Source organism: Natrinema sp. LJW11 (assembly GCF_056135975.1).
In genome coordinates this window covers 414,442-426,526 of the sequence record NZ_JBWBDM010000001.1, presented here as the reverse complement: position 1 = coordinate 426,526, position 12,085 = coordinate 414,442, and the positions used below count along the sequence as shown (strand labels likewise).

13 protein-coding genes are annotated in these 12,085 nt (G+C 65.6%); 8 read left to right on the top strand and 5 right to left on the bottom strand.

Going from position 1 to position 12,085, the window contains the following annotated elements; genetic code table 11:
* The first annotated feature begins 32 nt into the window (after nucleotides 1-32).
* The gene (locus AC0QDI_RS02050) at nucleotides 33-422 is read left to right on the top strand and encodes a DUF7344 domain-containing protein (RefSeq protein WP_474664759.1); all 390 of its coding nucleotides are present in this window, start codon (nucleotides 33-35) and stop codon (nucleotides 420-422) included.
* 55 nt (nucleotides 423-477) lie between these two features.
* Here the strand turns inward: AC0QDI_RS02050 and AC0QDI_RS02045 are convergent, their stop codons facing one another.
* Nucleotides 478-1,455 (bottom strand): beta-ribofuranosylaminobenzene 5'-phosphate synthase family protein, encoded by a 978-nt coding sequence (locus AC0QDI_RS02045; protein ID WP_474664758.1) that lies wholly within the window; start codon nucleotides 1,453-1,455, stop codon nucleotides 478-480.
* A gap of 146 nt (nucleotides 1,456-1,601) precedes the next feature.
* Here AC0QDI_RS02045 and AC0QDI_RS02040 point away from each other — a divergent pair, with 146 nt between their 5' ends.
* From AC0QDI_RS02040 to AC0QDI_RS02030, 3 genes are all read left to right on the top strand, one after another.
* Nucleotides 1,602-2,309 (top strand): glycosyltransferase family 2 protein, encoded by a 708-nt coding sequence (locus AC0QDI_RS02040; RefSeq protein ID WP_474664756.1) that lies wholly within the window; start codon nucleotides 1,602-1,604, stop codon nucleotides 2,307-2,309.
* A 188-nt stretch (nucleotides 2,310-2,497) separates the two neighbouring features.
* Nucleotides 2,498-4,225 (top strand): dihydroxy-acid dehydratase, encoded by a 1,728-nt coding sequence (gene ilvD, locus AC0QDI_RS02035; RefSeq protein WP_474664754.1) that lies wholly within the window; start codon nucleotides 2,498-2,500, stop codon nucleotides 4,223-4,225.
* Between the two features lie 125 nt (nucleotides 4,226-4,350).
* Nucleotides 4,351-4,506: a hypothetical protein gene (locus AC0QDI_RS02030; protein WP_474664752.1), complete on the top strand. Its 156-nt coding sequence runs from the start codon at nucleotides 4,351-4,353 to the stop codon at nucleotides 4,504-4,506.
* A 79-nt stretch (nucleotides 4,507-4,585) separates the two neighbouring features.
* On the opposite strand, the gene AC0QDI_RS02025 is transcribed toward AC0QDI_RS02030, so the two are convergent.
* Entirely contained in the window at nucleotides 4,586-5,017 is a 432-nt protein-coding gene (locus AC0QDI_RS02025) for an FAD synthase family protein (RefSeq protein ID WP_474664750.1), read from the bottom strand.
* A gap of 100 nt (nucleotides 5,018-5,117) precedes the next feature.
* Nucleotides 5,118-5,615 (bottom strand): Mov34/MPN/PAD-1 family protein, encoded by a 498-nt coding sequence (locus AC0QDI_RS02020; protein WP_474664748.1) that lies wholly within the window; start codon nucleotides 5,613-5,615, stop codon nucleotides 5,118-5,120.
* Nucleotides 5,616-5,832: 217 nt separating this feature from the next.
* Between AC0QDI_RS02020 and han the strand changes: the two genes are divergently transcribed.
* A complete protein-coding gene (han, locus tag AC0QDI_RS02015; protein ID WP_474664746.1) occupies nucleotides 5,833-7,737 on the top strand; it encodes a Hef-associated nuclease in 1,905 nt (634 codons plus the stop codon).
* A 353-nt stretch (nucleotides 7,738-8,090) separates the two neighbouring features.
* On the opposite strand, the gene AC0QDI_RS02010 is transcribed toward han, so the two are convergent.
* Nucleotides 8,091-8,414 (bottom strand): ribbon-helix-helix protein, encoded by a 324-nt coding sequence (locus AC0QDI_RS02010; protein WP_180841645.1) that lies wholly within the window; start codon nucleotides 8,412-8,414, stop codon nucleotides 8,091-8,093.
* 142 nt (nucleotides 8,415-8,556) lie between these two features.
* On the opposite strand from AC0QDI_RS02010, the gene AC0QDI_RS02005 reads away from it, so the two are divergent.
* From AC0QDI_RS02005 to AC0QDI_RS01995, 3 genes are all read left to right on the top strand, one after another.
* The gene (locus AC0QDI_RS02005) at nucleotides 8,557-9,480 is read left to right on the top strand and encodes an HhH-GPD family protein (protein ID WP_474664744.1); all 924 of its coding nucleotides are present in this window, start codon (nucleotides 8,557-8,559) and stop codon (nucleotides 9,478-9,480) included.
* Nucleotides 9,481-9,860: 380 nt separating this feature from the next.
* Nucleotides 9,861-10,559: a helix-turn-helix domain-containing protein gene (locus AC0QDI_RS02000; protein WP_474664742.1), complete on the top strand. Its 699-nt coding sequence runs from the start codon at nucleotides 9,861-9,863 to the stop codon at nucleotides 10,557-10,559.
* 408 nt (nucleotides 10,560-10,967) lie between these two features.
* Nucleotides 10,968-11,537, top strand: coding sequence for a DUF7344 domain-containing protein (locus AC0QDI_RS01995; RefSeq protein WP_474664740.1), 570 nt, complete (start codon nucleotides 10,968-10,970; stop codon nucleotides 11,535-11,537).
* A 69-nt stretch (nucleotides 11,538-11,606) separates the two neighbouring features.
* Here the strand turns inward: AC0QDI_RS01995 and AC0QDI_RS01990 are convergent, their stop codons facing one another.
* Entirely contained in the window at nucleotides 11,607-12,056 is a 450-nt protein-coding gene (locus AC0QDI_RS01990) for a hypothetical protein (RefSeq protein ID WP_474665649.1), read from the bottom strand.
* Between the last annotated feature and the right edge of the window lie 29 nt (nucleotides 12,057-12,085).

Below are 12,085 nucleotides of genomic sequence, written 5' to 3'. Positions count from 1 at the left end.
AGGCTATCGTGGCCCCGAGCCACTGATCGAGCATGGTAGAACGACTCCGGCTCGAGCAGGTAGATTCGCCCGAATTCCTCGACACGATACACGCGCTGCTTGCCGATTCGACGCGGCGGAACGCGCTCCGGTACCTGACGACGCACAGCGGCCCGGTGACCGTCTACCGGCTGACGACCGAACTCGCGGCGGCCGAGTACCGGAGACCGGCGGCAGACGTCCAACCGGATCGACGCCGAGAGATCGATCTCAGCCTTCGACACGCACACCTGCCGGCGCTTCGCGAGGCGGGCCTGCTCGAGTGGGATCGAGACCGCGATCTGGTTTCGCTGACGTCGCTGCTGGATCACCTGTCGGTAACGATTGCGAACCCGCACAACGCGCTCGACATCTCGATTTCCTCTCGTCCGGAACTTTCCTGAGTGCGATCACGTTCGAACCCGAGGATCCGCCGATATCGCGAGGACGTCCGCTCCGTTACTCGTCGGATCCGTACCGAGCACCGGACGCCGCCGGTTTTGCAAGAATAACCCGTCCCTCGAGCCCGCGATCGGCGAGCGCGTCTTCCGCCGCGGCTTCGGCCTCGTCGGCGTGTCCGGTATCGGTGACGCCGTAGACGACCGGCCCCCACGACGATTGGCCGACGCCGGAGAGGACCTGACACTCCTCGAGCGCTTCGACGAGTTCCCCCGCGGGCGGCCGGAAGACGCCGCCCTGCGCGTCGGCGTACCAGGCACCGTTCTTGCGCCCGATTTCGGCGACGGCCTCGCCGAACGGCTCGAGTCGACCCGCGGCGGCGGCCGGCAACAGTTTTCGGGTGACGACGCCGGCGATCTCGTCGGCGATAGCGGGATCGGCTCGCTCGACGACCGCGCGCATGCTCGCGTCCTCGTCGTCGCCGCTGCGGCCGGGGTCGGCGTCGGGGACGACGACGAGAAACCGCCAGTTCGCGGGCAGGTCGTGGCGGGCGACGACAGGCGGCACCGTCCAGTCGCCCTCCGCCGGCGGCTCCGTGGTAAAGCGGTTCGTCGGGTGGCCGGCGTCGACGGCGAACCCGCCGCTCTCGAAGGTCGCGACGCCGACGCCGCTGCGGCCGCCCCGACCCATCGCCGGCGCGCGGGCCCGAACTCGAGGCTCGAGGCCGTGGGCCCGCGCGGTCGCCGCGAGCACGGCCAGTGCGAGTTGGGTGCCGCTACCGAGGCCGACGTGGCGCGGCAGGGACTCCTCGGCGTCGACCGCGACGCCCGGTACCTCGAGGACGTCGACGGCGCGGCTCGCGTACGTCCGGACGAGCGGATCGTCTGCCTGGATCGTTGGGGCCGGCTCGGCCGTAACGGTCACCCGGGGCTCCGCGAGCCCGACGCCGATACCGCCGTAGAGCCGCTCGCGAGCGAGCGAGAGGTTCTGAAAGCCGACGTGGAGTCGCGCACCCGCGCTGACGGTCGCGGTCGCCATGATGCTATCCACCGCTACGAAAGCCCCCGGGAAGGGGGTTTCGACGGTGGCAACGACTGGGACCGTCGCGACGGTGTCACCGCTGCCCACGCGGTCGAGTCGACGGGACACAGCGGTTATGTTGGTTCCGCCGACACTCCCCGATGATGCGGACAGTCGACGCCTCGGTCGTCGTCCCCGCCCGCGACGAAGGAGAGCGGCTCGAGCGAACCCTGGACTCGCTGGCCGCCCAGCGGTTCGACGGCGATCTCGAGGCGATCGTCGCCGCGAGCGGCGCGAAAACGGTGCGGATCGCTCGAGGCCATTCGGCCGTCGACCGGGTTATCGTCGACGACCGCGGTGAGGGGCCCGGCGCGGCCAGAAACCGAGGTGTAACCGTCGCCGATGGCGACGTCCTCCTGTTCACCGACGCCGATACGGTCGTCCCGCCGTCGTGGGTTCGACGCCACTACCGGCACTACGCCACTCCCGAAGTCGTCGGCGTCGGCGGACCGCTCCGGCCGCTCGAGAACGGACTCCGTCACCGAGCGTGCTTTCGGCTCCTCTCGGACTGGTGGTATCGCGCGTGCTGGCCGGTCGGCTTCGTCCAGCAGCCGGGGTGTAACTGCAGCGTGCGGCGGACGACGTTCGAGGCGATCGGCGGCTTCGACGACTCCCTGAAATTTCTCGAGGACACGGACCTGTCGCTGCGACTGCGCCGCGAGGGAGTCGTCGCGTACGACCACACCTGTCCCGTCGCCACGTCGACCCGCCGGCAGGAGCGGGTCGGCTACGGACGGCTCTGCTGGACGTATCTCGTCGGCTACCTCGAGTACGCTTTGCCCGGTCTCTCGCCGACTCGAGAGTACTTTTAGTCTCCGCGTCGATCTTTTCCGGCGCGGGAGTCGGTCGGAACGCGACGCCGGCGCGATTGATTCGGCCGGCCGGAGCGATCCGAACGACGATCCCTCCCATCGAACCGAATTTATTCGGTCGAACCGCGGCCCCGGGAACGATTGACCGAGAAAGGACGACTTATGCCCCTTCGACGCAAGATCCGACCATGAGCAGCGACGACGAGTTCGACTACGGAAAGGACGAGCGGCTACGGAGTCGGGAAGTGACGGAGGGGCCCGATAAGGCCCCCCACCGCGCGATGTTCCGCGCCATGGGGTTCGACGACGAGGACTTCGGCGCGCCGATGATCGGCGTCCCGAATCCGGCGGCCGACATCACGCCGTGTAACGTCCACCTCGACGACGTCGCCGACGCGGCGCTCGAGGGCGTCGACGAGGCCGGCGGGATGCCCATCGAGTTCGGGACGATCACCATCTCCGACGCCATCTCGATGGGGACCGAGGGGATGAAGGCGTCCCTGATCTCTCGGGAACTCATCGCCGACTCCGTCGAACTCGTCTCCTTCGGCGAGCGCATGGACGGGCTGGTCACCATCGGCGGCTGCGACAAGAACATGCCCGGAATGATGATGGCCTCGATCCGGACGGACCTGCCCTCCGTCTTCCTGTACGGCGGCTCCATCATGCCCGGCGAGCACGAGGGCCGAGAGATCACCGTCCAGAACCTCTTCGAGGGCGTCGGCGCCGTCGCCGACGGCGAGATGGAAAGCGAGGAACTCGACGAGATGGAGCGCAACGCCTGTCCCGGCGCCGGCTCCTGTGGCGGGATGTTCACCGCCAACACGATGGCCTCGATCTCCGAGGCGCTCGGCTTCGCACCGCTGGGCAGCGCCGGCCCGCTCGCCGAGGACGAAGCGCGCTACGAGGTCGCCCGCGAGGCCGGCGAACTCGCCGTCGAAGTCGTCGAGGAACAGCGCAAACCCTCCGACTTCCTCGGCAAGGAGTCGTTCGAAAACGCCATCGCGTTGCAGGTCGCCATCGGCGGCTCGACCAACGCCGTCCTCCACCTGCTGGCGATGGCCGCCGAGGCCGGCGTCGACCTCTCCATCGAGGAGTTCGACGAGATCAGCCGGCGGACGCCGAAGATCGCAGACATGCAGCCCGGCGGCACGCGGGTCATGCAGGACCTCCACGAGGTCGGCGGCATCCCGGTCGTCCTGAACGCCCTCTACGAGGCGGACCTCCTCCACGGCGACGCGCTGACGGTCACGGGGAACGCGATCGGCGAGGAACTCGAGGCGCTCGATCCGCCGGCGATCGAGGACCTGGACGCCGACTTCCTCTACACCGTCGACGAGCCGAAAAACGAGCAGGGTGCGATCCGGATCCTGACGGGGAACCTCGCGCCCGGCGGCTCGGTCCTGAAGGTTACGGGCGACGACGAACTCCACCACGAAGGGCCCGTCCGCGTCTTCGAAGACGAGGAAAACGCCATGGCCTACGTCCAGGAGGGACGCGTCGAGAGCGGCGACGTGATCGTCATCCGGAACGAGGGGCCACAGGGCGGCCCCGGCATGCGCGAGATGCTGGGCGTCACGAGCGCGGTCGCCGGGCAGGGCCACGCCGAAGACGTCGCGCTCATCACCGACGGTCGCTTCTCCGGCGCGACGCGCGGGTTCTCGATCGGTCACGTCGCCCCCGAAGCGTTCGCCGGCGGCCCCATCGGTCTCATCGAGGACGGCGACGTGATCACCATCGATATCGCGGATCGAACCCTCGCGGTCGACGTCAGCGACGAGGAACTCGAGGCGCGCCGCGAGGAGTGGGACCGACCCGAACCCAACTACGAGACCGGCGTTCTGGCGAAGTTCGGCCGTGACTTCGGCTCGGCCGCCAACGGTGCCGTGACCAACCCCGGCGTCAAAGAGGACTGATCGGCAGACGCGCGCGGTCGCATCGATTCACCCGCTTCCGGGTGACGGTTTCGTGACACCACTCCCTTCGCTTTCCTGCACGAGTCTTTCCCGCCTTTGTGACCGACTACCAGCTAGACCGACCGATGAGTAAGTATTGTCTCGAGTGTGACTGGCAGATCAGCACCGCCGACGGCTACACGGAAGCGGAGGTCTCCGAAAAGGCGATCGAGCACTTCGTGGAGACGGGACACACGGTCGATTCGCTCCGGCTCCCGCCGCCGGTCATCCTCGAAAACTGAGACGGGAGCGCCACACCGTCCGCGACTCGTGACGGCCGTCCCCGTCCGCTCGGACGACCGATTCCGCTCGAGCGACCGGTTACGCGCGTCGTTCCAGGATCCGATCGATGATCAGTCGAGTCGAAAGCAGATGCTCCTCGTCGTTCGGTTCCAGCGCACTCGCCCGGCGGACCGAACAGTCGATCCCGCGGCGCTCGAGCTCGGCCGCGATGGCCTCGTCGTCGTGGTGCTGGTCGTGGCCGAGCGCGATCACGTCGGGATCGATCTCCTCGATCGGGACGAAGATGTCCTCCTCGTGGCCGAGTATCGCTTCGTCGACGGCCTCGAGCGCGCCGACGACGTCCCGCCGTTGCGTCGCGGGGCAGATCGGCGCCTCCTTGTGGTCGACGTTCGTCTTGCGGGCGACGATGACGTACAGTTCGTCGCCCATCGCGGCGGCCGCCTCGAGGTAGTGGACGTGGCCTGGATGGAGGATATCGAACGTTCCCTGGGCGATGACCGTCCGCGTCATCGCCCCATCACTCCCCCTTCGGCGGCGGACGCCTTCCGTGTCGATCCCGTCGTAATCGGTGCGGTAGTCACTGATAGCATCGTCTCGAGTATAGCGAGTCTCATCGTCGAAGTTCCTCGTCGATATCCGCCTGCGTGAAATCGAAGAAGTCCTCGGTCTCGGGAAGGTCGACGTCGATCACGGCGAGTTGCGTCGGCTCGCCCTTCGAATCGAACGCCTTCCAGTCCGATCGGCGGTAGGGTGCGCCGATGATGACGTGGACGCTTCCGCGACCGAACGTGTCCAGATCAGCGTTGCTCGGGCTGATCACGCCGTTCGGGTGGGAGTGAATGCTTCCCAGCGCCTTGACGTCGTTCGGAATCTGGTTCGTCTTGACGGTCGCGCTGACGCTGTTGGACTCGGTGCCGGGCACCACGAGGATATCCGTGATGACGAGGCCCTCCCGATCGAGATCCAGGCGCTCGGCCTCGGTCCCTCGGAGAAACCCCATGTACTCGTTCGGGTGGGTCGCCTCCGAGGACTCGAGGGCGAACTCGAGGGTCTCCTCGGCGATACCGAGGATCTCGCTCGAGCGGAACAGCGCGTCGAACAGCCCCATACACCCACCTGCGGCCTTGCGGTTGCTAAACGTTCCGATGCGCCGGTTTGCCTCGTCTCACCGAGACGAGCCGGTCCGTCGTCCCCGTTTGCGTCCGAAATCGAGCCCGTCGGGGTGAGGCCGGCGACCTCGGCTCGCACGATCTCGGTTCCCGATTCGAGTCGCCATCGCTTCTTGACAAGGGTTATACGCGACCACCCCCAAACTGCGACTCAAGATGACGCGTGACTCCGCCGGGGAACCCGGCGCAGACGACGGGGATTCCGTCGTTTACGATCTCGCTCCCGATTGTACCGCTGACGACGTTGAGACCGGTCGCTCCTATCTCGCCCAAATCAACGGCATCGTCGACTACGGCGTCTTCGTCGATCTCTCCGACTCGGTCTCCGGACTCGTCCACGAATCGGTTCTCGAGGGCACGTACGGCGTCGGCGACGAGCTCGTCGTCGAACTCGAAAGCGTCCGCGAGAACGGCGACCTCGCCTTCGAGCCGGTCGACGTCGACGACTACACGCTCGAGACGGTCTCTCACGACTACTCCCTGACCGGAACCGACCGCCTCGAGGCGACCGTGGGCGAACAGATCCACCTCGAGGGCGTCGTGACGCAGGTCAAACAGACCGGCGGACCGACGATCTTCCACGTCGCCGACGAGAACGGCGTCGTTCCCTGCGCCGCCTTCGAGGAGGCCGGCGTCCGCGCCTACCCCGCCATCGAAGTCGGCGACGTCGTCCGCGTGACCGGAACGCCGGAACACCGCGAGGGCTCGGTCCAGATCGAGGTCGACGGTCTCTCGAAACTCGAGGGCGAAGACGCCGCCGAGGCTCGCGACCGCCTCGAGATCGCCCTCGAAGCCCGCGCCGAACCCCACGACGTCGACCCGCTGATCGACTGGCCGGCGTTCGAGAAGCTCCGACCTGACCTCGAGGAGGTCGCCCGGTTGCTCCGCCGGACGGTACTCGAGGGGCGTCCGATCCGCGTGCGCCACCACGCCGACGGCGACGGCATGTGCGCCGCCGTCCCGGTCCAGATCGCGCTCCAGCGATTCATCGCCGAGGTCCACGAGGACGAGAACGCGCCGCGCCACCTCATCAAGCGCCTCCCCGCGAAGGCTCCCTTCTACGAGATGGAAGACGCCACGCGAGACCTGAACTTCGCGCTCGAGGACCGCGAGAAACACGGCCAACAACTGCCGCTCCTCCTCATGCTGGACAACGGCTCGACGGCCGAGGACGTTCCGGCTTACGAGACGCTGGCCCACTACGATATCCCGATCGTCACGGTCGACCACCACCACCCCGATCCGGACGCGGTCGAGGACCTGCTCGACGCCCACGTCAACCCGTACCTCCACGACGAGGACTACCGGATCACGACGGGGATGCTCTGCGTCGAACTCGCGCGGATGATCTACCCCGATCTGGGCGACGAACTCCGCCACGTCCCCGCCGTCGCCGGCCTCTCGGACCGATCGAAGGCCGACGCGATGGACGACTACATCGACCTCGCCGCCGAGGAAGGGTACGACGAAAATCGCCTGCAGGACGTCAGCGAGGCGCTGGATTACGCCGCCTTCTGGCTGCGCTACAACTCCGGCGACCAGCTGATTCAGGACCTCCTGCAGGTCGACAGCGACGACGAAGGGCGCCACCGCGACCTCGTCGAGTTCTTCGCCGAGCGCGGCCGCGAGGAAGTCGATGAACAGCTCGACGCCGCGATGCCCCATCTCGAGCACGAGACGCTCGAGAACGGTGCGCATCTCTACCGGATCGACGTCGAGAACTACGCCCACCGATTCACGTACCCCGCGCCGGGGAAGACCACGGGCGAGATCCACGACCGCAAGATCGAGGAGACCGGCGACCCGGTCATCACGGTCGGCTACGGTCCGGACTTCGCCGTCCTGCGCTCCGATGGCGTTCGACTGGACATTCCGAACATGGTCTCGGAACTCGAGGCAGAAATCGCGGGCGGCGGCGTCTCCGGCGGCGGCCACCTCGTCGTCGGCTCGATCAAGTTCGTCAGCGGCAAGCGCGAGGAAGTGATCGACGCCTTAGTCGAGAAGATGGCCGAGGCCGACATCGACGAAGCGCTCTCGAGTGCGGCCCCGATCGACGACTGACCGTCGACTCGAGCGACGAACAGCGAGCAGCGAAAATTCGGTTTTGGTCCGTTTCTATCGACTCGAGCGGACAGTATCTGACCTCGGCTTAATCGGCACCGTGACGCGGCGTGTAGCCGCAGTCGTCACAGGAAAGTGACTCGTAGTGAGCGGAGAGCGATCCCGCACATTCCGGACATTGGTATTCGGATTCGAGTGAACGTTGACTGATTGCCATGTGCGACTCGAGGAACTGAGCACTGATAAGCTCGCCTATTATGAGGGTTGAATTATGCCGTGAAGCTAGAATGCATACGACTACCACGATCGAACCGACAGCGAACCGTGATGTTTTGTCGGCGAGTTCGAGGCCGCTAGAACTGATACCTGCGCTCGTCGTCCATCGACGGATACTGATCCGCACCGGTCATCTCCTCGAAGGTCATGCCCGAGAGGTACTCGTCGTAGGTCACGTCGTAGGCCGATCGCAACTGGAAGTCGAGTTTTCCGGTGTCGACGGTCGACTGAAAGAGCATGTGAATCGCCCGGCGGACCAGTTCGTCCGTCTCCTCGGGCTCGAGGGCTGTCTCGAGCAGTGCGAGTTCGTTGCGCGTTTCGCGATCCAGCGAGACGGTGAGGTCGTCGCCGATACCGGTGTAGGAGTCCGTCACTTCGTCGGTGAGATCATCGAGGCTCATAGGGAAGGGGACTCGAGCGCGTCGGATAGACCTTTCGTGGTCGCTTCGACCCGGGAACCGCTCCCCGGACCCGCTCCGTGACCTATCGAGTGCGTCGGCGAATTGCGACACTGACTTACAGCCGACAGTATAACCCCCGTCGATGACAGCAGAGGCCCAGGAGTGGGCGTTGCCCGACGACCCGGCGGCCGTTCGCGAGGCGTTGATCGGGTGGTACGAGGACGACCACCGCGACTTTCCGTGGCGGCGGACCGACGATCCCTACGAAATCCTCGTCAGCGAGGTGATGAGCCAGCAGACCCAACTGGGCCGCGTCGTCGAGGCCTGGGAGGAATTCCTCGAGCGCTGGCCGACGACCGCCGAGCTGGCCGACGCCGATCGCGCCGACGTCGTGGGCTTCTGGACGGATCACAGTCTCGGATACAACAACCGGGCGAAGTACCTGCACGAGGCCGCCGGACAGGTCGAGGAGGAGTACGACGGCGAGTTCCCCGAAACGCCCGACGAACTCCAGGAGCTGATGGGCGTCGGTCCGTACACCGCCAACGCGGTCGCGAGCTTCGCCTTTAACAACGGCGACGCCGTCGTCGATACGAACGTCAAACGCGTCCTCTATCGGGCCTTCGACGTCCCGGACGACGACACGGCCTTCGAGGCGGCCGCGAGCGAACTCATGCCTGACGGCCGGTCTCGAGTCTGGAACAACGCGATCATGGAACTCGGCGGCGTCGCCTGCGAGCAGACGCCCCGCTGTGACGAGGCTGGCTGTCCGTGGCGCGAGTGGTGTGGGGCCTACGCGAGCGGCGACTTCACCGCTCCGGACGTCCCCACCCAGCCGAGTTTCGAGGGGAGCCGCCGGCAGTTCCGCGGCCGCGTGATCGCCACTCTCCGGGAGTACGACGAACTCGACGTGGATACCCTCGGTCACCGCGTCCGCGTCGACTACACCCCCGACGGCGAGTACGGACGGGAGTGGCTCGAGGGGATCGTAGCCGATCTCGAGTCGGACGGACTGGTCGAGTTCGATCGCGACGGTGACACTCCTGTCGCACGGCTTCGACGGTAGAACGCGTTTCGGGTGGAGAAGAACGCCGGACAGCCTGCATTCCCTGTCGGCCAGAGTTTCCCGTTGGCCACGTGAAACGACGATAGTATAATACTTGTAGCTACTCGGGAATTACAGGAATTGAGAACGCTCTCGAACTCCGCTTCGATCTCGGTTGGCCGCTTCGTCGGCCCCGAAAACCCGGCGCCGAGGCGGAGGTCCTCGTCTCGCGAATCGGGCGTGACGGTTGTGAGATCGACGGATTACAGGCGAAGCTCATCCAACAGTAACCACTCGATAGATTGGAGAGTCCGACGGAAGCGATAGTCATCGGAATTGGGTGGCGGGAAAGGCTACCGGAAACCAAACCCGTCTATACGTCTTCGTGGTGGACTTCGGTGATGACCACAGTCGTCGAACTCGAAATTCCGGCTGCGCGACTCGGCTTCGCCCGGACGTTCGATCGAGTGTCGACGTTCGAGTTTCAGGTCGGGGGGATGGTCGGTGGGTCGTCACCGCTCGTCTGGACGAACGGCCCGGACCGCGAAACGGTCGAGCGGGCGCTCGAAGCGGATCCGTCGGTCGAAGTGATCGCGAGCATCGCCGACGACGCCGACGAGTCCTCGACGGACGACGGAGTGACGCCCGGTCAGAACGATCGCTGGTTGTTCCGACTCGAGTTCGGAGACGGCGTGAAACTGCTCGAACAGATCGTCACCGAGACCGACGGCGCGATCCTGACGGCTCGCGGAGCGAACGGGCGGTGGATGCTGAAGTTACTGTTCGACGATCGGGAATCGGTGTCGGCGTGTCACGAGTTGTTCGAGCAATACGAATACCAGGCCGTCGTCACCCGGATCAGCGGTATCGACGATCTCGCGAGCGCGCAAACACCCCTGACCGAAACGCAATACGAGACCATCTGCAAGGCTCACGAACTCGGCTACTTCGACGTCCCGAGGGGGGTGACGCTCAAGGAGTTGGCCGCGGAGCTCGACGTCTCACATCAGGCGCTCTCGGAACGACTCCGTCGGAGTCACGCCGCCCTCGTCAGCGCGGAACTGTCCGAGCGAACCGCACCGATGGAGATAGATCCCTGATCGGTGCGTTCGTTGCTCGAGTAGACGACTGCGGTGAATTTCACGTCTCGTGCCGACGGTATTGTTGTCGTATCCAAATACCTGGCTCGTTTCTTATAATCGTCTTATTCTCTCCCGTCTATCGGCGTATTTGTCTCAATAGATAGCTTTAACAGTGGACATGGAGACAATCAAATGTCGGCGTGACGCCGACCGCCCGAAACACCGAGAAGCGCTGTGGCGCCGGTAGCTCACCCGTGCTCACTTACGACGCGCGGTCATTCGTGGCTGTGTGGCCGCGCTTACCGGATCCGTAACGGGTCGTCTCACGACCCACACACGGTTTTCGTCGCCGAACGGCCGATCCAGCGGGTCAACGAGTGAATAGTTTTATCCGTTACACGATAATACTGTCAGTCGTGAATTCGAGTGGTCAAACGCAGCCAGCCGGATGCCGTCAGTGACTCGCTGAACGCATCCGATGCCGTCGAGGGTTCGGCTGATCTCTCACTCGACGATATTTATCACCTCCTACAGACCAAGCGCCGTCGGGACGTGCTCCGGTACCTCCACGACGAAGGCGGCCGGGTTCGGTTGCGAGACCTCGCGGAACAGGTCGCCGCCTGGGAGCAAGAGACGGCAGTCGAAGCACTGAGTTCCGACGAGCGCCAGCGGGTCTACATTTCGCTGTATCAATCCCACTTGCCGAAACTCGACAATCACGGAATCGTCACGTACGACAAAGACCGCGGGTGGGTCGAGCCGACGCCGCTCGTGGCACGGCTGCGTCCCTATCTCGAGCCCCCTGATCAGTCCCCGTCAGAAACACGGTGGCCGCGACGGTACGCGGCGACGATCGCCCTCTGCGGGCTGTTTCTCGGGACCATCGCGACGGGGATCGTTCCGGTTTCCGGGCTCGTCGGTGCGGGACTCGTTCTCGTCGCGTTCGCTACCGTGACGGGGATACACGCGCGCTCGACCGGCGCGTTCCGCCGATAGCGTCTCGGCGGGTACGTTCCGACGATACCGCTCAGAGGTTCTCCGAACGCGAGAGTCGAGCGACAACCGTCAATCGGCGCGGGACGGCGCGATCGCGTTCGGTTCGCGGGACCGCTCGAGGAGCCGGTGGACGTGGAACGCGACCGAAAAGTCCTGCGGGCTGGGTAGCGCGCAGGCGAGCCAGCCGATGGTCGCGGCGGCGACGATCGGCGTGTCGCTCGTCACGTAGCCGGCGGCGGCCAGTCCGAACGCCGGGATCGCGAGGAGGGCGGGTGCGAGTGCGGCGAAACGCAGCACCCAGGGCGATTCGTTCCCGGACGGCCGAGGATAGACGGCGGCCCACGGACGAGTCGTCACCAACGCGACGAACCCGTCGGGACGGCCGGGGAAATAGGAGACGGAGTACTCGACGCGGGCGAGTCGAAGGACCGTCGCGTGTGCCCACTCGTGGGCCACCAGACCGATCGCGACCGCGAGGGCGAGCGCACAGCCGGCGACTAGCAGATTCGAGCCGATCATAGGGTGCGTGAGATGCATACCATGGCTGG